Genomic DNA, 21,681 nt, shown 5'->3' on the forward strand with positions numbered 1-21,681 from the left:
GCCGCCCCGGTGGTTCGTCGCCACTCACCGATGATGTCCCGCCGTCCCCGCTCAGCGCGGAAAGACCTCGAACTTCGGGGACTTGTCGGTCAGCGACGGCGGCACCCGGTAGTGGCGGAGAGTGAAGCCCATCATCTCCCGGAACGCCGGCGCGGCGACCGCACCGCCCCCGCCGCCGGGGCTCCAGACGAACACCGCGACGACGTACCGGGGGTTCTCCGCCGGTGCCATGCCGATGAACGAGCCGACCTCGCCGGGCTGCTGCTTGCCGCCGTCGTAGCGCAGACCGGTGCCGGTCTTGCCGGCGACGCGGTAGCCGGGCACGGCGGCGGCCAGACCGGTCGCCTGGCCGTCCGGGCCGTCGACGGTGGTGACCGCCTCCATCATCCGGCGCAGCGCGGTCGCGTTGGCCGGGCTGAGCACCGAGCGGGTGGTGGGCGCCGCGGCGGGGCTGCGCTCACCGTCCGCGCCGATCGTCTCCTTGACCAGGTGCGGCTGCACGTACGTGCCGTTGTTGGCGATGGCGGCGTACGCGGCGGCCATCTGCAGCGGCGTCGCGTCCACGCTGTGCCCGATCGGCACCGACCCGTACGCCGAGCCGCTCCACTGGTCCGGCGGCAGCAACCGGCCGGCCGCCTCGCCGGGCATGCCCTCGCCGGTGGCCTGGCCCAGCCCGAACCGCTTCTGATAGTCGAACAGCCGGTCCTTGCCCAGCTTCTCGGCGATCTCGATGGTGCCGACGTTCGACGAGAAGGCGAGCATGCCGGGGATGCTCATGGTGCGGCCGTCGACCGGGTGGGTGTCGCGGAATGTCACGCCGCCGCGGACGATCGTGTTGGCCACCGGGAACGCGGTGTCCGGCGTGATCACGCCCTCCTGGAGCGCCGCGCCGTAGGTGATCGCCTTGTGGATCGAGCCGGGGTCGACGACGAACGTGGTGGCCGCGTCGTCCCGGTCCGACGGGGAGCCGACCTTGGTGGGGTTGGCGGCGTCGTACGTCGGCTGGCTGGCCTGGGCCAGCACCTCGCCGCTCGGCACCTCGATGATCACGGCGGCGCCGACGCTGCCCTTCACCTTGGCCGTCTGCTTGGCCAGGATCCGCTGCGTCATGAACTGGAGGTCCCGGTCGACGGTGAGCTTCAGCGAGCTGCCCGGCTTCGGCTGGGTGGTGAGGCTGAAGCCGCCCGGGATGGGCGCGGCCAGGTCACCGAGGCCCACCTCGTAGGTCCGCTTGCCGGCCTGCCCGCGCAGCACGTCGTCGTACTTGGCCTCCAGCCCCTCCAGGCCGTTCATGTCCTGGCTGACGAAGCCGATCAGGTTGGCGGCCAGGTCACCGCCGGGCACCTCGCGCCGCTCGTCGCGGTGCACGTTGATGCCGGCCAGGTCGAGCGCCATGATCCGCTTGGCGGTGCCGATCTCCACGCCCCGGGCCAGGTAGACGAACTGCAACGGGGTGTCGGTGCCGGGCAGGGTGCGCTTGCGCATCTTCTCGGCCAGGTCGGACACGGGCAGGCCGAGCAGCGGGGAGAGCAGGCGCGCGGTGGCGAACCGGTCCTTGACCCGGGTCGGGTCGGCGAACACGTACCGGGCCTCGACGCTGTGCGCCAGCGGCTCGCCGTCGCGGTCGAGGATCGCCCCGCGCGGGGCGGGCAGCTCGACCACGGCGAGCCGGTCGGGCAGGCCGCGGTCGGCGTACGCCGGGGTGTCCGCGGTCTGGAGGTAGACAAGCCGGACGCCGATGCTGGCGAACAGCGCCAGCGCCAGTACGGTGCCGAGCCGCAGCCGCCGGCGCGGGTCGCCGAGTCGCGGCGGCCGGCGCGGCTTGCGTACCGGCCGGCGGGGCGGCGCGGCGGGGCGGCGCGGCGGGGACCGGCGGCGCGGCGGCGGCGCGTCCTCGTCGTCGTCGTCGTCGAACGGTTCGTGCACGGGCCGGGACGAGACGGTCCGGACCACGCCGGCCCGGCCGGCCGTGGCGGTGGACCGGCGGCCGGAGCGGGCGCCGTCGGTCGCGGGCTCGCGCGTGCCGGCGCGGCCGGCCCGGCCGCCGTCGAGCACCTGCAACGCGGGCCGGAACGGGTCGCCGGACCGGTTGCTGCGGGGGGTACGCCGTTGCTCGGCCCCGCCGCCCTCGCGCACGGTCCGCCCGCGCGGGGTGTACGCGCGGGCGTCGGAGATCCCGCCGAGGCCCGGCTCGCGCGGCTCCGACCCCCGCGACGAGCCGCGCCGGGAGCCCGTGGCGTCCCGGCGCGGATCCTCCGATCTCGGCGGCATCGCTCAGCCTCCGTTGCCCTGCCGGCTGGTGACCGACGGGGCGCCCTGCGCGGGGTGCGGCACCCCGATGGTCTGCCCGTCCGGCAGCCGGATGTAGGCCGGGTCCTCGGACTCGACCAGGCCGAGCCGCTTGGCGTTGGCGGTCAGGTTGCCGGGCGCCTTCTGCTTGGCGATCTCCTTGCGCAGCTCCTGCTCGTCCACGTCCAGCTTGGCCTGCTGCTGCTGGAGCTTCTCCAGCCTGAACGCGTTCTCGTTGATCTTGGTGTTGACCGCCAGGATGCCCAGCACCCCTCCGACCACCAGCACCAGGATCAGCGCGACGAACGGAGCACGGGGCACCCGGATCGGCGCCGGCGGGGCGACCCGCAGGCGCGGCGCCGGCGCATCGGTCACCCGGGTACGCTCGGCCGGCCGCAGAGCGGCACTGCCCTGCGTCGGGAACTCGCGCGCCCCCCGGGCGCGAGTTGCCTCCCGGCGGCCGGTCGCCGTCGTGTCCCGCGTGGTGCGCTGCGCCGCGGTCCGGCCCCCCGACCGCGGTGCGCGCTGCCCGACGGCTCCCCGGCCGTCGCGCTTCTCGACGTTCATGTCCCCTCCCCCTCCTCGTCCGTCCCGTTCGCGTCCCCCGGGGCCGACGCGGGATCCTTGCCGGATCCCGGTGACCCCGTCCCCGGTTGGTGCATCGCCTTCACCCGGCGGCGGTACCGTTCGCGGTCGGTACGCCCCTGCCGGGCCGCCTCCGGGTCGAGCCGTTCCGCTGCCCGCAGCCGCACCGAGGCGGCACGCGGGTTCGCGGCCACCTCCGCCTCCCCGGGCAGCTCGGCGCCCCGGCTCAACAGCCGGAACGTCGGGCCTGACCCGGGCAGCTCGACCGGGAGGTCGACCGGGCCCTTACTGCGGACCCGGTCGGCGAGCGCCTGCTTGGTGAGCCGGTCCTCCAGCGAGTGGTAGGACAGGACCACCATGCGGCCGCCCACTGTGAGCTTGTCCAGAGCAGCCGGCAGCGCCGTCTCCAGCGCTGCCAGCTCTCTGTTTACCTCGATCCGTAAAGCCTGAAACGTTCTCTTTGCCGGGTGTCCGCCGGTTCGTCGGGCGGGTGCCGGAATGGCATCCCGGACCAGCTCGGCCAGCCGGGCCGACGACGTGATCCGGGTGCGCTCCCGTTCGCGGATGATCGCCGAGGCGATCTTCCCGGCGAACTTCTCCTCGCCGTACACCCGCAGCAGGCGGGCCAGGTCCGGGTGGGAGTAGGTGTTGACCACCTCCTCGGCGGTCACCCCCCGGGTCTGGTCCATCCGCATGTCCAGCGGCGCGTCCTGCGCGTACGCGAACCCGCGGTCGGGCGCGTCCAGTTGCAGGGACGAGACGCCGAGGTCGAACAGCGCCCCGTCGATCGCCGGGTAACCGAGCCGGTCGAGCACCTCGGGCAGCTCGTCGTAGACGGCGTGCTCCAGGTGGATCCGGTCGGCGAACCGAGCCAGGCGGACCCGCGCGTGGGCGAGCGCCTCGGTGTCCCGGTCCAGGCCGATCAGCACCGTGTCCGGATGCGCCGAGAGCACCGCCTCGGCGTGCCCGGCCAGGCCGAGCGTGGCGTCGACGTGCACGGTGCGACCGGGCCGGCCCAGTGCGGGGGCCAGCAGCTCGAGACACCGCTCGAGCAGCACCGGCACGTGCGTGCCGCGTAGCTCCCCCATCTCGACCCCCACCCCGTTCGCCAACCGTTCCGTCACGTGTCCGTCGTCGCCACGACGCCTCGCCATACCGCCAGATCCCCATCCGCTCCCGCCCGCCGGAGGCCGCGGCCCTCCGTGTCGGATCGTGCGCCTGGCACCGGGGAAGGGGTGCCAGGAACTCGAAAGCGGCTGGAGATCTCGCAGTACGTCGGGCGCCGTCACGCCCTACAGACCGCCGGGCAGCACCCCCTCCTCGATGTCGGCGAAGTCGTCTTCGCTCTCCGCGAGGTAGGCCTCCCAGGCCGCCTTGTCCCAGATCTCCACCCGGGTGCTCGCTCCGATCACGACCAGATCCCGGTCCAGTGCCGCGTACGACCGCAGGTGGCCGGGTATGGTGACCCGCCCCTGCTTGTCCGGCACCTCGTCGTGCGCGCTGGCGAAGAAGACCCGGCTGTAGGCCCGGGCCGCCTTGCTCGTCATCGGCTGCGCGCGCAACTGGTCGGCGATCCGCTGGAACTCGGGCATCGGGAAGACGTAGAGGCAGCGCTCCTGCCCTTTGGTGATCACGACACCCCCCGCCAGTTCGTCCCGGAACTTGGCCGGCAGGATCAACCGGCCTTTGTCGTCCAGGCGCGGAGTGTGGGTGCCGAGGAACATCGGCCCAACCCCCTCGCCCTGAGCGGCGTTCGCGGCGCCGCTGACCCCCCGGGCCGGTGTGGCCCTCCCGGCCTCACCATCGCGCCCCACTCTACTCCACTTCCCTCCACCTGCAACCAGAATCGCCCGCGCGGCGTGGCGTTTCCGCGCGCAAAACCGCACGTCAACGCGGGTGGGGCGGAGTGGAGGGGGTGGGGCGCCCCCCGCAGCGTCCGCTACCCGACATCGACCGCCGCCGTCCGGCCCCGCGCGCTCCGGCCGTCCGCCGGGTCGTCCCCGGCCGAACGGTTCGCCGTCGGCGGCGATCTGGCGGAGGTGGTGGTCCGGTAACCTCGCTCGAGTGACGGACGCGAAGATGCCCTTGCGGGCGAAGGTGGCCAGCTCCGTGTCGCGCACCGCCGCGGCGCTGTCGCGGGCCGCGGGCCGTGGCGACGGCTCGGTGATCGGCGGCTGGATCGGCCTCAAGATCGACCCGGACCTGCTCGCCCACCTCTCGGCCGGGCGCGCCATCGCCCTGGTGTCCGGCACCAACGGCAAGACCACCACCACCCGGCTCACCACCGCCGCGGTCGGCGTACTGGGCCGGGTCGCCACCAACTCCTTCGGTGCGAACATGCCCACCGGCCACACCTCGGCGCTGGCCAAGGCCGGCAGCACGCCGTACGCGGTGCTGGAGGTCGACGAGCACTACCTGGCCCAGGTGCTGGAGGCGACCGAGCCGCACGTGGTGGCGCTGCTCAACCTCTCCCGCGACCAGCTCGACCGCGCCAAGGAGGTCGCCATGATGGCGCAGCTCTGGCGCGCCGCCCTGGTCCGGCATCCGCGGATACGGGTGGTCGCCAACGCCGACGACCCGATGGTCGTGTGGGCCGCCTGCCCGCCGGCCGATCCGGCCCAGGGCCACGTGCCGCCCCACGTCACCTGGTTCAGCGCCGGGCAGCGCTGGCACGACGACTCCTGGGTCTGCCCCGAGTGCGGCTCCACCATCCAGCGCTCCGGCGAGCAGTGGTGGTGCACCGGCTGCCCGCTGCGCCGCCCCGAGCCGAACTGGACGGTCGAGGACGACGGCGTGCTGGACCCCACCGGCGCGTGGCACAAGATCCAGCTCCAGCTCCCCGGCAAGGTCAACCTCGGCAACGCGGCCACCGCGCTGGCCGTCGCCGCCGAGTTCGGCGTACGGCCGGTGGACGCGGTGTCCCGGCTCGGCACCGTCACCTCGGTGGCCGGCCGCTACGCCCAGGTGGACCGCGACGGGCGCAACATCCGGCTGCTGCTGGCGAAGAACCCGGCGAGCTGGCTGGAGGCGTTCGACATGGCCGACGTCGCGCCGACACTGCTGTCCATCAACGCCCGCGACCCCGACGGGCTGGACACCTCCTGGCTGTTCGACGTGGACTTCTCGCCGCTGACCGGCCGGCAGGTGCTGATCACCGGCGATCGGGCGTACGACCTGGCGGTGCGGCTGGAGGTCAACGGCGTGCCGTTCCAGCACGTCCGCAGCTTCGACGAGGCCGTCCGCGCCGTGCCGCCGGGCCGGCTGGAGGTCATCGCCAACTACACCGCCTTCCAGGACATCCGAGCGGAGCTGGACCGTGTCAACTGAGAGCCTGCGCATCGTCTGGATCTATCCCGACCTGCTGTCCACGTACGGCGACCGGGGCAACGCGCTGATCCTGGCCCGCCGGGCCCAGTTGCGCGGTATGCCGGTCGAGGTGCTTGAGGTCCGCTCCGACCAGCGGCTGCCCGCCACCGCCGACATCTACCTGATCGGCGGCGGCGAGGACGGCCCGCAGGCGCTCGGCGCCCAGCGCCTGATCGCCGACGGCGGCCTGCACCGGGCGGTGGCCCAGGGTTCGGTGGTGTTCGGCGTCTGCGCCGGCTACCAGCTGCTCGGCACCTCCTTCTTCGCCAAGGGCACCCGGTGCGCCGGCCTGGAGCTGCTCGACCTCTCCTCCGACCGCGGCCCCACCCGGGCGGTGGGCGAACTGGCCGGCGAGGTAGACCCGCGCCTGGGCATCCCGCACCTGTCCGGGTTCGAGAACCACGGCGGCCGCACCCACCTCGGCCCGGGCGTGTCCCCGCTGGCCCGGGTCACCACCGGGGTCGGCAACGACGGGGCCACCGAGGGCGCGTGGCGGGGCAAGCTGCTCGGCACCTACTCGCACGGCCCGGCACTGGCGCGCAACCCCGACCTGGCCGACCTGCTGCTGCGCTGGGCGACCGGCATCCACCAGTTCCCGCCGCTCGACGACACCTGGGCCGACCGCCTCCGCTCCGAGCGCCGCACCGCGGTGGCCGCCGCACCGAGGCCGTGACCGACGCCGCCCGGCCGGGGCGGCGACCGGTGGCCCGCCGGCTCGCCGGGCTGCTGCGGCAGCCCTCGGCGCGCCGGTTCGGGCTGCTCCTGCTCCTGCTCGCCGGGTTCGGCGTGACGCTGCTGCTGGTGCCCCGGCCGGACCCGGCCGACCTGCCCCGGCTCGCCGACTCGCTGGGCGGCTACGGCCCGCCCGCGGCGGTGATCGGCGGCGCGCTGCTGCTGGTGGCGCTGGTGCCGCGGACGTTCGTCACGCTGGCCGCAGGCGCGATCTTCGGTCCGGTGCAGGGCGCCGCGTACGCGCTCGGCGCGGCGCTGCTCGCGGCGGCCATCGGCTTCACCATCGGCCGGGTGCTCGGCCGCGACTTCGTCGCCGAGCGGGTACGCGGCCGGCTGGCCCGCCTCGACGGCTGGTTCGCCCGGCAGAGCGTCTTCGGCGTGATCACCGTACGGCTGCTGCCGATCGCCGGGTTCGGACTGGTCAGCTACGGCTACGGCACCACCGCCGCCCGGGTCATGCCGTTCCTGGCCGGCAGCGTGATCGCCTCCGCCCCCACCGCCATCGGCTACGCGGCGATCGGCGCGGCGGTGACCACGCCCGGTTCGATCAACTGGTACGCGGCCGCACCGGCCAGCCTCGGCCTGATCGCCAGCGCGCTGCTCATCCACCGCTGGTGGCGGGCCGAACGGCGACGCCGCGCGCCCTGACCGCCGGTGGGCGTGCCCCCGAAGTGGACACGCCCACCTGCCGGCCTCAAACGACGACCGAGACCATCCGGCCCTTCACCACGATCACCTTGCGCGGCTCCTTGCCGCCCAGCGCGCCGGCGACCGCCTCCAGCGCCGCCGCGCGCACGGTCTCCTCGGCGGCGCCGGCCGGCACCTCGACCCGGCCCCGGACCTTGCCGTTGACCTGCACCGGATAGGTCACCGACTCGGCCACCAGCAGGGCCGCGTCGGCGACCGGGAAGTCCGCGTACGCCAGCGAGGTCTCGTGGCCCAGCTTGCGCCACAGCTCCTCGGCCATGTGCGGGGCGAACGGGGCGACCATCAGCACCAGCGGCTCGGCCACCTCGCGCGGCGTACGCGCCAGCCGGGTCAGACCGTTGGTCAGCTCGATCAGCTTGGCGATGGCGGTGTTGAACCGGATCCCGTCCATGTCGGAGCGGACCCCGTCGATCGCCTTGTGCAGCAGCCGCCGGGTCGCCTCGTCGGCCGGCTCGTCGGTGACCCGCAGCTCACCGGTCTGCTCGTCGACGACGGTGCGCCAGACCCGCTGCAGGAACCGGTACGAGCCGACCACCGCCCGGGTCTCCCACGGGCGGGACACCTCCAGCGGGCCCATCGACATCTCGTACACCCGGAACGTGTCCGCGCCGTACGCCGCGCACATGTCGTCCGGGGTGACGACGTTCTTCAGCGACTTGCCCATCTTGCCGTACTCGCGCCGGACCTCGGTTTCGCCGTGGAACCAGCGGCCGTCGACCTCGACGACCTCCTCGGCGGGCACGTACGCGCCGCGCGGGTCGACGAACGCGTACGCCTGGATCATGCCCTGGTTGAACAGCCGGCGGAACGGCTCGAACGACGAGACGTGACCCAGGTCGTACAGCACCTTGTGCCAGAAGCGCGCGTACAGCAGGTGCAGCACGGCGTGCTCGGCGCCGCCGACGTACAGGTCGGTGCCACCGCAGTCGCCCGGACGCCGCGGCCCCATCCAGTACGCCTCGTTCGCCGGGTCGGCGAAGCGCTGCGAGTCGGTCGGGTCCAGGTAGCGCAGCTCGTACCAGCAGGAGCCGGCCCACTGCGGCATCACGTTGGTCTCGCGGGTGTAGCGCTGGGGCCCGTCGCCCAGGTCCAGCTCGACCTCCACCCAGTCGCGCCGCCGCGACAGCGGGGTCTCCGGGTTGCTGCCGGCGTCGTCGGCGTCGAACGTCTTCGGCGAGAAGTCCTCCACCTCGGGCAGCTCGACCGGCAGCATCGACTCGGGCAGCGCGATCGGCGCGCCGGTGGAGTCGTACACGATCGGGAACGGCTCGCCCCAGTAGCGCTGCCGGGAGAACAGCCAGTCGCGCAGCCGCCAGGTGACCGCGCCGGCGCCGTGCCCGTTGGCCTCCAGCCACTCGATGATCCGGGCCTTCGCGTCGGCCACGCCCAGGCCGTCCAGGTCGATGCCGCGCTCCGGCGCGGCGCTGTTGATCGCCGGGCCGTCACCGGTGTACGCCTTGCCGTCGAAGCCCTCCGGCGGCGCCACGGTCCGCACGATCGGCAGCTCGAAGACCTCGGCGAAGTCCCAGTCCCGCTCGTCCTGGGCGGGCACCGCCATGATCGCGCCGGTGCCGTAGCCGGCCAGCACGTAGTCGGCGATGAAGATCGGGATCTGCCCGCCGGTCGCCGGGTTGGTGGCGTAGGCGCCGACGAAGACGCCGGTCTTCTCCTTGCTGTCCGCCTGACGCTCCACGTCCGTCTTGGCCGCGGCGGCCTTCCGGTACGCCTCGACGGCCTCGCGCGGGCCGGCGTGCCCGCCGGTCCAGGCGTCCTTCGTCCCCTCCGGCCAGGCGGCCGGCGTCAGCACGTCGACCAGCTCGTGCTCGGGTGCCAGCACCATGTAGGTGGCGCCGAAGACGGTGTCCGGCCGGGTCGTGAACACCCGCACCGGGGCCGCGTCGGTCGGGAAGTCGATGTGCGCGCCGGTCGACCGGCCGATCCAGTTGCGCTGCTGCAGCTTGATCGGCTCCGGCCAGTCCAGTGTGTCCAGGTCCTCCAGCAGCCGGTCCCCGTACGCGGTGATCCGCATCATCCACTGCTTCAGGTTGCGCTTGAAGACCGGGAAGTTGCCGCGCTCGGACCGGCCGTCGGCGGTGACCTCCTCGTTGGCCAGCACGGTGCCCAGCCCCGGGCACCAGTTGACCGGCGCCTCCGAGACGTACGCCAGGCGGTGGTCGTCGACGACGCGCCGCCGCTCCCCGACGGACAGCTCGGCCCACGGACGCCCGTCCGGGGTGGCCCGGGTGCCGCCCTCGAACTCGGCGATCAGCTCGGCGATCGGCCGGGCCTTGCGCGCGTCCGCGTCGTACCAGGAGTTGAAGACCTGCAGGAAGATCCACTGCGTCCAGCGGTAGAACTCGGTGTCGATGGTCGCCACCGACCGCCGCTCGTCGTGGCCCAGCCCCAGCCGGCGCAGCTGCGCCCGGTACCGCTCGATGTTCGCCTCGGTGGTGGTCCGGGGGTGGGTGCCGGTCTGCACCGCGTACTGCTCGGCGGGCAGGCCGAACGCGTCGAAGCCCATCGCGTGCAGCACGTTGCGCCCGGCCATCCGCTGGTAGCGGGCGTAGCAGTCGGTGCCGATGTAGCCCAGCGGGTGGCCGACGTGCAGGCCGGCGCCGGACGGGTACGGGAACATGTCCAGCACGTACAGCTTCTCGGCGCCCGCGCGCGGGTGGCCCGGGTCGGCCAGCGGACCGGCCGGGTTCGGCGCGTGGAAGGTGCCCTCCCGCGCCCAGGTGTCCTGCCAGCGGTGCTCGATCTCGTCGGCCAGGGCGGCGGTGTACCGGAACGGGGGGATGTCGGTCGCCGGTGCGGCTGCCTCACTCATGGCGTCTCCTCGGCGCGGATCGATTCGAAAATTGTGGGCGGTCTGCTGCGGGCACAAAAAAGCCCCTCGCGCAGGAGGGGCGGCCGTGCTGTCGCGCGTTCAGCGCATCAACACGGCTCGGTAAGAAGCAGGAAGAACCCGGCCATGCAGGCAGTGTACCTCGCACCCATCGGCGGTGGCGCGCCCGTTCCGTCCCCGGCGGCCGGTCCCCCGGTCCGGCGAATATTCCGGGCGTAACCGACCGACCACCTGCGGGAGTCGGCAGTAACGACAAACATGGTTAGCCTGAGAGGCCAGTGAGATTTCTGCGGCAGACGAGGCTCGGCGTCGCGAACCCAACGGCGGGTCCAGGTGCTCTATAAAGAGCTGCCGTCCAGGCGACGAGGAGGAGGCCCGTGACACAACAGACCTGGGACGAGGTGGGCGGTCTGCTGCCGCACGACGAGTTCCGCGCCGCCAGCGAGGCCATCGTGGCCAACATCGAGCAGGTCATCGAGGGCAAGACCGCCACCGTCCGGCTCGCCCTGGCGGTGCTGCTGGCCGAGGGTCACCTGCTCATCGAGGACGTGCCCGGCGTCGGCAAGACCAAACTCGCCAAGGCGATGGCCCGGTCCATCGACTGCTCGGTCCGGCGGATCCAGTTCACCCCCGACCTGCTTCCCAGCGACGTCACCGGCGTCAGCGTCTACAACCAGGAGACGCACGACTTCGAGTTCCGCCCCGGCGCGGTCTTCGCCAACCTGGTCGTCGGCGACGAGATCAACCGGGCCTCGCCGAAGACCCAGTCGGCGCTGCTGGAGTGCATGGAGGAGCGGCAGGTCACCGTCGACGGGGTCACCTACCAGTTGCAGACGCCGTTCATGGTGATCGCGACGCAGAACCCGATCGAGATGGAGGGCACCTACCCGCTGCCCGAGGCGCAGCGCGACCGGTTCACCGCCCGCATCGCCATGGGCTACCCGGACCCGCGCGCCGAGCTGGCCATGCTCGACGGGCACGGCGGCGTCGACCCGCTGCCGGGGCTGCGGCCGGTCTCCGACGCCGCCACCGTCCGCCGGCTGATCGGTCACGTCCGGCAGGTGCACGTCGCCGACGCCGTCAAGCAGTACGCGATCGACCTGGTCACCGCCACCCGGGAGGCGCCCGACCTGCGACTCGGCGCGTCCCCCCGCGCCACGCTCCAGCTGCTGCGCACCGCCCGCGCGGTGGCCGCCCTGGAGGGCCGCGACTACGTCCTGCCGGACGACCTCCAGGTACTCGCGGTGCCGGTGCTGGCGCACCGGATCATCCCCACCGCCGACGCCCAGCTGGCCCGGCGCACCACCGACGCGATCGTCTCCGAGCTGGTGCACCGCCTGCCGCTGCCGCACGACCGGCAGCGGTCGCCGTACGACACCCGGCCCGGCGGCGGCAACAACGGCCGCGGGCCGTACGAGCCGCGGAGGCCGTGACGTGCGTGACGGCCTGCGTGGGCTGACCACCCGCGGCCGCTCCTTCCTGGCGGCCGCGGTGGCCGCGGCGATCTCCGCCGGCATCCTCGGCGAGAAGGACCTGCTCCGGGTGGCGGTCCTGCTCGCCGTGCTGCCGCTGCTGGCCGCCGCGTACGTCGGACGCAGCCGGTACAAGCTGGCCTGTAACCGGTCGCTGGAGCCGCACCGGGTGCCGGTCGGCGCCAGCTCCCGGGTGGTGCTCCGGTTGCAGAACCTGTCCCGGCTGCCCACCGGCACGCTGCTGCTGGAGGACCGCCTGCCGTACGCGCTGGGCAGCCGGCCCCGGGTGGTGCTGGAACGGCTCGGCGCGCACCAGGCCAGCTCGGTGGCGTACACGGTCCGGGCGGACGTGCGCGGCCGCTACGAGGTGGGGCCGCTGGTGATCCGGCTGACCGACCCGTTCGGCCTGTGCGAGCTGACCCGGTCGTTCCCCAGCACCGACCACCTCACGGTGATCCCGCAGGTCACCCCGCTGCCGTCGGTCCGGCTGCCGGGTGAGTACGCCGGCAGCGGCGACAGCCGGGCCCGCTCGGTGGCGGTGCACGGCGAGGACGACGCCGCCACCCGGGAGTACCGGAGGGGCGACGACCTGCGCCGGGTGCACTGGAAGTCCACCGCCCGCACCGGTGAGCTGATGGTGCGCCGCGAGGAACAGCCGTGGGAGAGCCGGGCGACGGTGCTGCTCGACACCCGCGCCGCCGGGCACCGGGGCGAGGGCCCGACGGCCAGCTTCGAGTGGGCGGTCTCGGCCGCCGCCAGCATCGCCGTGCACCTGCGCGAGGCCGGCTACAAGCTGCGCCTGGTCACCGGCAACGGCGCCGACGTCGGGGCCACCGAGGCCGGCGGCGAGGGACTGCTGCTCGACCACCTCGCCGACGTGCACCTCGACCGGCGCGGCGAGATCACCACGCTGGTGCAGCAGGTCCGGCAGCGGGCCGACGGTGGTCTGATCATCGCGCTGCTCGGCACGCTCGGCACCGCCGAGGCGGAGCTGCTGGCCGGGTTGCGCGGCAACGGCGCCACCTGCGTGGCGTTCCTGCTCGACAGCAACACCTGGCTCAACCTGCCGCCGAACGCCCGCACCGAGGCGGAGCGGGCACACGGCGCCGCAGCGCTCGCGCTGCTGCAGAGCGGCTGGCGGGTCATCGGGGTGGAGCACGGCACCCGCCTGCCGGTGCTGTGGCCGCAGGCCGGACGGGGCTCGCAGGGCTTCGCGCTGCGCGCGGCCATGGCCGAGACGGTGGCCGGCGGACGACGATGACCGGAGGGATGGTCCTGTGACCCCGCACCGCAACATCGGATTCGTCGCCGCGGCGGCGACGCTGCTGGCGGCGGCCCCGCTGTCGGCGATCTTCGAACGCTGGACCTGGCTGATCCAGGCCGCCGTCGTGGTCGCCGTGGTGGCCGGCTCGGCCGCGTTGAGCCGGCTGGGCCGGCTGCCGTTGTGGGGGCAGGTGCTGGCCATGCTGGCCGGGCTGACCCTGGGCCTGACCTGGGTCTTCCCCGGCGGCACCGAACTGCTCGCGTTCGTGCCGACCCCGGCCACGTTCGGCCACTTCGGCGACCTGCTCCAGGCGTCGTTGCAGGACATGCGCTCGTACGGTGTGCAGGTGCCGGACGTCGACTCGCTGCTGTTCCTCGCGGTGCTCGGCATCGGCGCGGTCGCTGTGGTGGTGGACGTGCTCGCGGTCGGGCTGCGCCGGCCGGCGCTGGCCGGCCTGCCGATGCTCGCCATCTACTCGGTTCCGGTCGCGGTGTACGTGGACAGCGTCCCGGCCACCCCGTTCGTGGTGGGCGCCGCCGGTTACCTCTGGCTGCTGGTCACCGACAACGTCGACCGGGTACGCCGGTTCGGCCGCCGGTTCACCGGCGAGGGCCGCGACGTGGACGTCTGGGAGGCGTCTCCGCTCGCCGCGGCCGGACGGCGGCTCGCCGTCGTCGGCGTGATCGCGGCGGTGGCGCTGCCGCTGGCCGTGCCCGGGATGACCGGCGGGCTGCTGAACAACGTCGGCGCCGGGCCCGGCGACGGCAACGGGCGGCCGGGCCAGGGCGGCAACTCGGGCCGGGTGGACCTGTTCGCGGCGCTCAGCGGCCAGCTCAACCAGAGCGAGGAGACCGATCTGGTCAAGGTCAGCACCGACGAGACGGCCCCGTTCTACCTGCGCCTGGGCGTGGTCGACGACCTGCGGCCCAGTGGCTTCCAGGCGCGTGTGCCCACCGGGCGGCCGGTCACCCGCCCGCTGCCCGATCCCGGGGAACGTGCCCCGCGCGGCGTCGACCAGCAGCGCTACCGCGCCTCCGTCGAGGTGACGAAGAACCTGAACATGCCGTTGCTGCCGGTCTACGCCGAGCCGGTCAAGACCGACGACCTCAACGGCAACTGGCTGTACGACCCGAACCAGCAGGTCGTCTTCTCCAACCGCGACAACGCCCGCGGCAAGAGCTACTCGTTCGACTACGTCCGGTCCACCTTCAGCCCGGCGGCGCTGCGCGCGGCCCCGTCGCTGCCCTCGGACAGCCCGGTGATGCGGCAGCAGACCGAGCGGCCGTCCGTCCCGGCCGTCGAGGAACTTGTCGCGGAGCTGGTCAAGGGCAAGTCGAACGACTACGACAAGGTCCGGGCGATCTACGACTACTTCTCCGTGGAGAACGGCTTCACCTACGCGCTGTCCACCCGCAACGGCAGCAGCGGGGAGGACATCACCGACTTCCTCGCCACCAAGGTCGGCTACTGCCAGCAGTACGCCGCGGCGATGGCCTGGCTGGTCCGGGCCGCCGGCATCCCGGCCCGGGTCGCTGTCGGGTTCACCAACGGCAGCAAGGCCGACGGCGGCACGTACGTGCTGACCAACCGCAACCTGCACGCCTGGACCGAGGTCAACTTCAGCGGGATCGGCTGGGTGCCGTTCGACGCCACCCCGGCGGCGGCCGTGACGGGCTCGGTCCGTTCGGCCTGGGCGCCGGACGTCGACGCCCCCGAGGAGGTCACCCCCTCGGCCGACAGCACCAGCGCGCCCGACGCGGCCGGCCCGTCGGCCGGACCGAACGAGGCGGACCGGCTCGACAAGGACACCGACCAGGGCCTGACCCTGGACCAGGGCGGCCCCGCCGAGGAGAACCCGGTCTGGCCGTGGTGGCTGGCCGGTGCGCTGGCGCTGCTGGCGCTGCTCGCCGTACCGGCCCTGCGCCGCTCCGCCCTGCGCCGCCGCCGGCGCGTCCGGACCGTCACGCCCGCAGCCACCGCGCTGCCGGTGCCGGGTCAGCGCGGCGAGGCACGGCAGGTCGTGGTAGGTGTGGACGCCGAGGCGGCGCGCGCCGACGCGCACGCCGCCTGGGACGAGCTGCTCGACACGCTCGTCGACTTCCACGTCCGGGTGGACCGCACGGAGACCCCCGGGCCACCGCCGAGCGGCTGGCCCGGGAGGCGCTCGCCGGGAAGGGGGACGCCGCGACCGGGGTACGCCTGCTCGGCCGCGCCGAGGAACGCGCCCGCTACGCCCGCGACCCGCTGACCGACGCGGAGTTGCAGCCGGCGCTGCGCACGGTCCGGGGTGCGCTGGCGGCGGGCGCGGACCGCCGTACCCGCCTGCTGGCCGCGCTGCTGCCCCCGTCGGTGTTGCAGCGTTGGCGCACCGGCCTGGCTGAGCGGTCGGCACGGGTGGTGACCACGAGCGGCCAGGTCCGGCAGCGTCTGACCCGCTGGAGCCCGCGCCGCTTCCTGGCCCACCGCCCCGCCCGCTGACCCCCGCCCCTTCCCCACCCCCACCCCTTCCCCACCCCCGCCCTTTCCCCGCCCGGCCCTCGGCGGTGATCAAGGAGTTCGTGTCCGAATCCAGCCCCGCTGAAGACACAAACTCCTTGATCACCGCTTCTGGGCCGGGTGCGCGCGAGATCTTGGTACGAAATGGCCCCCACAGGGGCTGTTCAGTCCCATGACATCTGTCAGTGTTGAAGTCCCGATACATGTGTCAGGTGGTAGGGATCTTGGGTCGGGTGGTATGTGCTGCCGGGCATGGCTTCACGGCGGCATGTGATGAACCTGCTGGACGCGCAGCTGGCGGCGGGGGTCCGGGTGAACGCGGCCGAGTTCGCGCGTGAGCACGGGGTGTCGGTGCGCACGGTGTACCGGCACCGCGCACGTATCCGGGCCGAGGGTCAGTGGCAGGAACGATCCCGGCGTCCGCGTAGTAGTCCGCGGGTCACGCCGCCGGAGGTGGACGCGTGGATCTGCAAACTGCGCGTTGAACTGGGCCCGGACAACGGGGCGGACTTCATCCGAGACGCGTTGGGCGATGTGCGCCGGCGCATCGACGCGTCCTGGTCGGTGCCGTCACGCTCGACGGTCAACCGGGTGCTGGCCCGACATGACCTGCTCGTGGTTACTCCGGCTAAACGACCGCGTAGTTCGTGGCGGCGTTTCAGCTATGCCCGGCCCCGCGACTGCTATCAGATCGACGCCACCGAAGTGAAACTCGCCGACGGCCGCACTGTCGTCGTCTTCGACGTCTTGGACGACTGCACCCGCACCCTGGTCGCCTGCCACGCCGCCGCCGCGGAGACCGCCCGAGCCGCGATCACCGCGATCAGACAGGCGTTCACCGCCTACGGCGTGCCAGCCATCGTGCTCAGCGACAACGGCATCGCGTTCACCAGCCGCCGGACCCGACCCGGATCAATCTCCACCTTCGTGCAGACCCTGATCGACCACGGCGCCCGCCCGATCAACTCCAGCCCCTACCACCCACAAACCTGCGGCAAGGTCGAACGCCACCACCAAACCCTCAAAAAATGGCTGAGCACCCAACCCCCACCGCAGACCCTCACCGCCCTGCAAGCACTCCTGGATACCTACCGCCGCTACTACAACACCCAACGCCGTCACAGCGCCCTACCCCGCCGCACCACACCCGCCCACGCCTGGACCCACGCACCCACCCTCGGCGGACCCACCAGCGCACCCCTGCAAACCGACGCCACCCTGCACCACTGCCCCGTGGCCAGCAACGGCGCCATCGCCATCGCCGGACACCGCACCAGCGTCGGCGCCACCCACACCGGCACCACCGTCACCGCCATCCGCGACAACAACCACGTCACCATCTACCACCCCGACGGCCAGCCCATCGGCTATCTCCACCTCGACCCCGACAAGAACTACATCCCCCTCACCCCCACCCCATGATCCACAACCCATGACACATCTATCGGGACTTCCCATTGACACATGTCCCGGGACATGACAGCCCCCACAGGGGCACTTTCCCTCCAAGATCTACGACGAGAAACAGGCTGGGCGCACCCGCCCCGGCGATCTTGCAGTTTGTGCCCGGGCCAATGGGACATTAGGGGCACCCCTCGGGCCGAAAGTGCAAGATCGCGCGGGAGGGGCGGGAGGGACGGGAGGGACGGGCTGGTGAGCGAGGAGGAGGCGCTCGCCGTGGCGGCACGACGGGGTGAGCTGCTCTACCGCGACTCGGGCGCGGTGCACATGCTCACGTGCGGGGCGGCGCGGGCGGCACGTGCTGACGAGGCACGTGCGGTGTGCAGGAAGGCGGACCGAGGGGCGCGCCGGACGGCGGTACGGCGACTTGAATCGCGGGCACGACTGAGCGCGCGCCATCGCCCGCGTTGCCACGGCGACCGGCGGCACGTCGCCCCGGCAGCAGGTCACCCCGGCGGCGCTCGCCGAGGTGTCACGGAGGCGCCGCTGGTTCCCCGCCCCGGGTCAGGGGCGGGGCGCGGTCAGCGGTGGCCCTCCGGGCGCTGCCGCCAGCGGTCCTCCATCCGGTCGAGGAAGGAGCCCCGGCGACCACCACCACTGCGGCCACGGGGACGACGCCGGCTCGTTGTGCCGCCGACCACGTGCAGGTCGGGCGACTGGGATCGGCGGTGCGACTGCACCGCGTAGCCCAACGAGGCCAGCATGACGACGAAACCCGCCACCGACAGCAGTGGAGTCGTAATCACCACGCCATAGACCAACAGGGCCAGACCAGCGACGACCACGCCGGCAGCGACGAGCACGCGACGCCGCGCGTGGAAACGCGGGTCGCTGGCGCGCACGGCCGAGGCGAACTTGGGGTCCTCGGCAAGCGACCGCTCGATCTGCTCGAACAGCCGCTGCTCGTGCTCCGAGAGCGGCACGGCACTCCTCCCCGGTCACGTTGGTCGGCCCGGTCGGGCCGACAGACCGTGGCAGCCAACCGGCTGCTTACCCGCAAGTCTACGAGGGCCCCCGCGCGTCGGAAAGCGGGACGACCTATGGCCGGGTCGGTTTTTCGACTTGTCGTGTATCACGACGGCCGAGAAGACTGGCCGGACCTATGACGGACCGCCCGAATCGGGCAGCCGCCGCATCGGCCGCCGCCTCCGCCTCCCGCCAGCCTCGCTCGGGCGCGCCAAGGGTGAGCTGCTGCGGAGTCTCCCCCGCGGGAGCAAGACCTTCCATCCGGACACCGACCAGCCGAACCGGCTCGCCGGGGGCGAGCGCGCCCCACAGCGCCCAGGCCGTGTCGAACATCTCCCGGGCGGTGTCGGTGGGCACGGCGAGCGTGCGGGAGCGGCTGATCGTCCGGAAGTCGGCGAAGCGGACCTTGAGCGACACGGTACGGCCCACCTGTCCGGCCGCCCGCAGCCGAACGCCGGCCTTGTCGGCGAGTGCGAGCAGGGACCGCCGGATCTCGTCCGGGTCGCTCACGTCGGTGTCGAACGTGACCTCCGCGCCGATCGACTTCTCCACCTGCTCGGGCGTGACCCCGCGCGGGTCTCGCCCCCAGGCCAGCTCGTGCAGGTGGGCGGCGGACGCCTCACCCACCGCCCGGCGCAGCAGGCCGGACGGCGCCTCGGCGAGGTCGCGCACGGTACGCAGGCCGAGGCGGCGCAGCGCGTCCGCGGAACGCTCCCCCACACCCCACAGGGCGGACACCGGCAGCGGGTGCAGGAAGTCCAGCACCCGGGCGGCCGGGACCACGAGCAGTCCGTCGGGTTTGGCGCGGGTGGAGCCGAGCTTGGCCACGAACTTGCTCGGTCCCACGCCCACGGAACAGGTCAGCTGCTGTTCCCCGGCGACCCGGCGGCGGATCAGCGCGGCGATGTCGGCGGGCCGGCCGAACAGCCGGCGGGCGCCCGCCACGTCGAGGAACGCCTCGTCCAGTGAGAGCGGCTCGACCAGCGGGGTGACGTCCCGGAAGATCCGCATGACGGCCCGGGACGCCTCGGTGTAGGCGCTGAAGTCGGGCGGGAGGTAGATCGCGCCGGGGCACAGCGCCCGGGCGCGGGCGGTGGGCATCGCGCTGCGGACGCCGTACCGCCGGGCCTCGTAGCTGGCGGAGCTGACCACGCCGCGCGGGCCGACGCCGCCCACCACCACCGGCCGGCCGCGCAGCTCGGGGCGGCGGCGCACCTCCACCGAGGCGTAGAACGCGTCCATGTCGACGTGCAGGATGGTGCAGCCGGTGTCGTCGGCGTCCGGCCCGAAGCGCGGGTCACCGCCTCGGGGCAACGAATGGCTACGGCCCATGACAGCAGGCTAGCCCGCCGGTCCGACAACCCGGCCGCCCAGCCGACCGCCCGCCGGACCCGGACGAGCCAGGGTCGGCCCGACCCCGCCGCCGACCCCGGCACCGGACGAGGGCCAGGCCCGCAGCCACCGCCCGCAGCCCCCGGACGAGGCAGGGCCCGGCCCGGAACGGCAACGCAGGGGCACTGACGAAGCGGGTCAGCCCCGGACCACCAGCAGCGGGACTGTCATCTCGGCGGCGGTGTCCGCACCGTGGTACGCCACCAGCCGCGACGCCATCGGCGGCTCGGAGCGGGTGGCGACCACCGCGTACGTGTCCCGGCAGACCGCCACCACGTCACCGATCCGGGTCAGGTGTGCCTCGGGCACCGGCCCGAACCAGCCGGTCGCCACCGCCTCGGCCCGGGTCAGCACGTGCGCGGCCGGGCCCAGCACCTCGGTCCAGGCGGCCGTCACGTCGGCCTCGGCGCCCGGCTCGACGTGCAGGTAGCGGACCCGGGGCTCGCCGGCGACCACCTGTACCCCGGCCCGCAGGCGGGGGTCGGCGTCCAGGTCGATCCGATGTCCGGCGGGCACGTCGAGCTGGCCGTGGTCGGCGGTCACCAGCAGCGCGGCGTCCGGCGGCAGCCCGTCGACGAGCCGGGCCAGCAGGGTGTCCACAGCGGCGGCGGCAGCCCGCCAGGGCGCGGAGTCCACGCCGCTGAGGTGCCCGTGCCGGTCCAGGTCGGGGTGGTAGCCGGAGACGAGCGCGGGTCCGTCCCCGGCGGCCAGCGACGCCAGCATCCGGGCGGCGAGCGCGTCGACGCCGGCCGCGCCCCGGTAGTCGCCGCCCCGGTTGGCGGCGAGCGTCAAACCGCTGCCGGCGAACTCGGGGCGGCTGACCACCGTCACCGCGACCCCGGCGGCGCGCGCCCGCTGGTACCAGGTGGGCACCGGCTGCCAGCTCGCCGGGTCCGGGTCGCCGGCCCAGTCGACGTGGTTGAGCACCCGGTCGGTGCCGGGCACCCGGACGGTGAAGCCGAGCACGCCGTGCGCGCCGGATCCGGTGCCGGTGCCGAGGCTGACCAGGCTGGTCGGGGTGGTGGACGGGAAGCCGGTGGTGAGCGACCGGCCGGCGGTGGCGGTCAGGCCGGCGAGCATCGGGGCGTACGGGGCGGCGGTGGGGATCTGGTACCAGCCGAGGCCGTCGACGAGCAGCACCGCGATCCGGCGTACCCCGGCCAGGCGCGGGATCAGGCCGAGCCGGTCGGCCGCGCCCGGTACGCCGAGCAGCGCCAGCGCGCTGGGCAGCACGTCGGCCAGGTTGCCGCCGTCGTAGCGCGGCGCCACCCGGTCGAGCGGACCGGGAGCCCGGCCGGAAGCCGGGCCGGGAATCGGATCGGAAGCCGGGCCGGGAATCGGATCGGGAGCCGGGCCGGTCATGCCGGGCGGCGGGCGAACAGGTGCAGCTGGGCGGCGAGATCGCGGTACGGGGACCGGGCGGCGAGGGCGCGCTCCAGCTCCACCAGTGCGGCCTGCTGTCCGTCGGCCACGGCGGCCGGAAGCAGGTCGGCGAGCACCCGTACCCCATGGATCTCCTCCACGACGAGGCCGGCGTCGGTGAGCAGCGCGCTCGCGTCGGCGGCGTCGTAGCGGCGGCGCAGCGTGTCCCGGCCGCCGGTGGTTCCGTGCGGGTCGGCGGCGAGCGCGGCGGCGGCGTCCAGTTGCCCGTTCATCGCCCGGCCGAACACGGCGGCGGCCCGCCCGGCGACGAGCACGCTCGCCGCGCCACCGGGGCGCAACGCGGTGACCAGGGCGGACATCACCGGTTCCGGGTCGTCGACCACTTCGAGGACGGAGTGGCAGAGCACCAGGTCCACGGTGGCCGGCTCGACCAGTCCGGTGAGCGCGTCGGCGTCGCCCTGGGTCGCGCGTACCCGATCGGCGACCCCGGCCTCGGCGGCCCGGCGGGTCAGCGCGGCGAGCGCGTCGGGGCTGGCGTCGACCACTGTGACCCGGTGACCGGCCTCGGCGAGCGGGACGGCGAAGCCGCCGGTCCCGCCGCCGACGTCGAGCACGGAGAGTCGGTCGCCGGCCCGCCGGTCCAGCTCTGCCCGGAGCACCGACCAGATGACGGCGGTGCGGGGGGTGAGGGTTCGGATCTGCTCCACGCGCCGAGCCTAGTC

General features: G+C 73.7%; 15 protein-coding genes and 1 pseudogene. 7 read left to right on the forward strand and 9 right to left on the reverse strand.

All coding sequences use genetic code 11. From position 1 onward, the window contains the following. Positions 1 to 51 precede the first annotated feature (51 nt). From KSK32_RS02720 to mraZ, 4 genes are all read right to left on the reverse strand, one after another. Complete coding sequence (locus KSK32_RS02720; protein WP_216928276.1) at positions 52 to 2,271, reverse strand: penicillin-binding protein 2; 2,220 nt, start codon at positions 2,269 to 2,271, stop codon at positions 52 to 54. 3 nt (positions 2,272 to 2,274) lie between these two features. Next, positions 2,275 to 2,856 (reverse strand): hypothetical protein, encoded by a 582-nt coding sequence (locus KSK32_RS02725; RefSeq protein WP_216928277.1) that lies wholly within the window; start codon positions 2,854 to 2,856, stop codon positions 2,275 to 2,277. Further along, positions 2,853 to 3,962, reverse strand: coding sequence for a 16S rRNA (cytosine(1402)-N(4))-methyltransferase RsmH (gene rsmH, locus KSK32_RS02730; protein WP_216935757.1), 1,110 nt, complete (start codon positions 3,960 to 3,962; stop codon positions 2,853 to 2,855). Before rsmH ends, KSK32_RS02725 begins: the two co-directional genes overlap by 4 nt. 204 nt (positions 3,963 to 4,166) lie before the next feature. After that, complete coding sequence (gene mraZ, locus KSK32_RS02735) at positions 4,167 to 4,598, reverse strand: division/cell wall cluster transcriptional repressor MraZ (RefSeq protein WP_013287610.1); 432 nt, start codon at positions 4,596 to 4,598, stop codon at positions 4,167 to 4,169. 355 nt (positions 4,599 to 4,953) lie between these two features. Here mraZ and KSK32_RS02740 point away from each other — a divergent pair, with 355 nt between their 5' ends. Genes KSK32_RS02740 through KSK32_RS02750 form a run of 3 tightly spaced genes read left to right on the forward strand, consistent with a single transcriptional unit; the run spans position 4,954 to position 7,620 of the window. Next, the gene (locus KSK32_RS02740) at positions 4,954 to 6,201 is read left to right on the forward strand and encodes a MurT ligase domain-containing protein (RefSeq protein ID WP_091421964.1); all 1,248 of its coding nucleotides are present in this window, start codon (positions 4,954 to 4,956) and stop codon (positions 6,199 to 6,201) included. Beyond that, complete coding sequence (locus tag KSK32_RS02745) at positions 6,191 to 6,913, forward strand: type 1 glutamine amidotransferase (protein WP_216928278.1); 723 nt, start codon at positions 6,191 to 6,193, stop codon at positions 6,911 to 6,913. Before KSK32_RS02740 ends, KSK32_RS02745 begins: the two co-directional genes overlap by 11 nt. Then, the gene (locus KSK32_RS02750) at positions 6,910 to 7,620 is read left to right on the forward strand and encodes a TVP38/TMEM64 family protein (protein WP_216928279.1); all 711 of its coding nucleotides are present in this window, start codon (positions 6,910 to 6,912) and stop codon (positions 7,618 to 7,620) included. Before KSK32_RS02745 ends, KSK32_RS02750 begins: the two co-directional genes overlap by 4 nt. Positions 7,621 to 7,666: 46 nt before the next feature. On the opposite strand, the gene leuS is transcribed toward KSK32_RS02750, so the two are convergent. Next, the gene (gene leuS, locus KSK32_RS02755; protein ID WP_216928280.1) at positions 7,667 to 10,507 is read right to left on the reverse strand and encodes a leucine--tRNA ligase; all 2,841 of its coding nucleotides are present in this window, start codon (positions 10,505 to 10,507) and stop codon (positions 7,667 to 7,669) included. 395 nt (positions 10,508 to 10,902) lie between these two features. Between leuS and KSK32_RS02760 the strand changes: the two genes are divergently transcribed. The 4 genes and pseudogenes from KSK32_RS02760 (at position 10,903) to KSK32_RS02775 (ending at position 17,179) form a co-directional block, all read left to right on the forward strand. After that, positions 10,903 to 11,958, forward strand: a complete 1,056-nt coding sequence (locus tag KSK32_RS02760) for a MoxR family ATPase (protein ID WP_216928281.1) — start codon at positions 10,903 to 10,905, stop codon at positions 11,956 to 11,958. 1 nt (position 11,959) lies between these two features. Next, positions 11,960 to 13,258 carry a DUF58 domain-containing protein gene (locus tag KSK32_RS02765; protein WP_216928282.1) on the forward strand — a complete coding sequence of 433 codons (1,299 nt, stop codon included), beginning with the start codon at positions 11,960 to 11,962 and terminating at the stop codon, positions 13,256 to 13,258. A gap of 16 nt (positions 13,259 to 13,274) precedes the next feature. Further along, positions 13,275 to 15,739: pseudogene (locus KSK32_RS02770) on the forward strand (DUF3488 and DUF4129 domain-containing transglutaminase family protein). A 270-nt stretch (positions 15,740 to 16,009) separates the two neighbouring features. Beyond that, complete coding sequence (locus KSK32_RS02775) at positions 16,010 to 17,179, forward strand: DDE-type integrase/transposase/recombinase (protein WP_216928283.1); 1,170 nt, start codon at positions 16,010 to 16,012, stop codon at positions 17,177 to 17,179. A 560-nt stretch (positions 17,180 to 17,739) separates the two neighbouring features. Here KSK32_RS02775 and KSK32_RS02780 read toward each other — a convergent pair. From KSK32_RS02780 to KSK32_RS02795, 4 genes are all read right to left on the reverse strand, one after another. Continuing rightward, positions 17,740 to 18,141, reverse strand: a complete 402-nt coding sequence (locus KSK32_RS02780) for a DUF3040 domain-containing protein (protein WP_018785274.1) — start codon at positions 18,139 to 18,141, stop codon at positions 17,740 to 17,742. A gap of 115 nt (positions 18,142 to 18,256) precedes the next feature. Continuing rightward, positions 18,257 to 19,516, reverse strand: coding sequence for a DNA polymerase IV (locus KSK32_RS02785; RefSeq protein WP_216928284.1), 1,260 nt, complete (start codon positions 19,514 to 19,516; stop codon positions 18,257 to 18,259). A 198-nt stretch (positions 19,517 to 19,714) separates the two neighbouring features. Further along, positions 19,715 to 20,938, reverse strand: coding sequence for an alkaline phosphatase family protein (locus KSK32_RS02790; protein ID WP_216928285.1), 1,224 nt, complete (start codon positions 20,936 to 20,938; stop codon positions 19,715 to 19,717). Next, positions 20,935 to 21,666: a methyltransferase domain-containing protein gene (locus KSK32_RS02795; RefSeq protein WP_216928286.1), complete on the reverse strand. Its 732-nt coding sequence runs from the start codon at positions 21,664 to 21,666 to the stop codon at positions 20,935 to 20,937. The genes KSK32_RS02790 and KSK32_RS02795 overlap by 4 nt, the downstream gene beginning before the upstream one ends. Positions 21,667 to 21,681: the final 15 nt, after the last annotated feature.

This window comes from Micromonospora sp. WMMB482, from assembly GCF_019038635.1.
In the GTDB taxonomy this organism is placed as follows: Bacteria; Actinomycetota; Actinomycetes; order Mycobacteriales; family Micromonosporaceae; genus Micromonospora; species Micromonospora marina.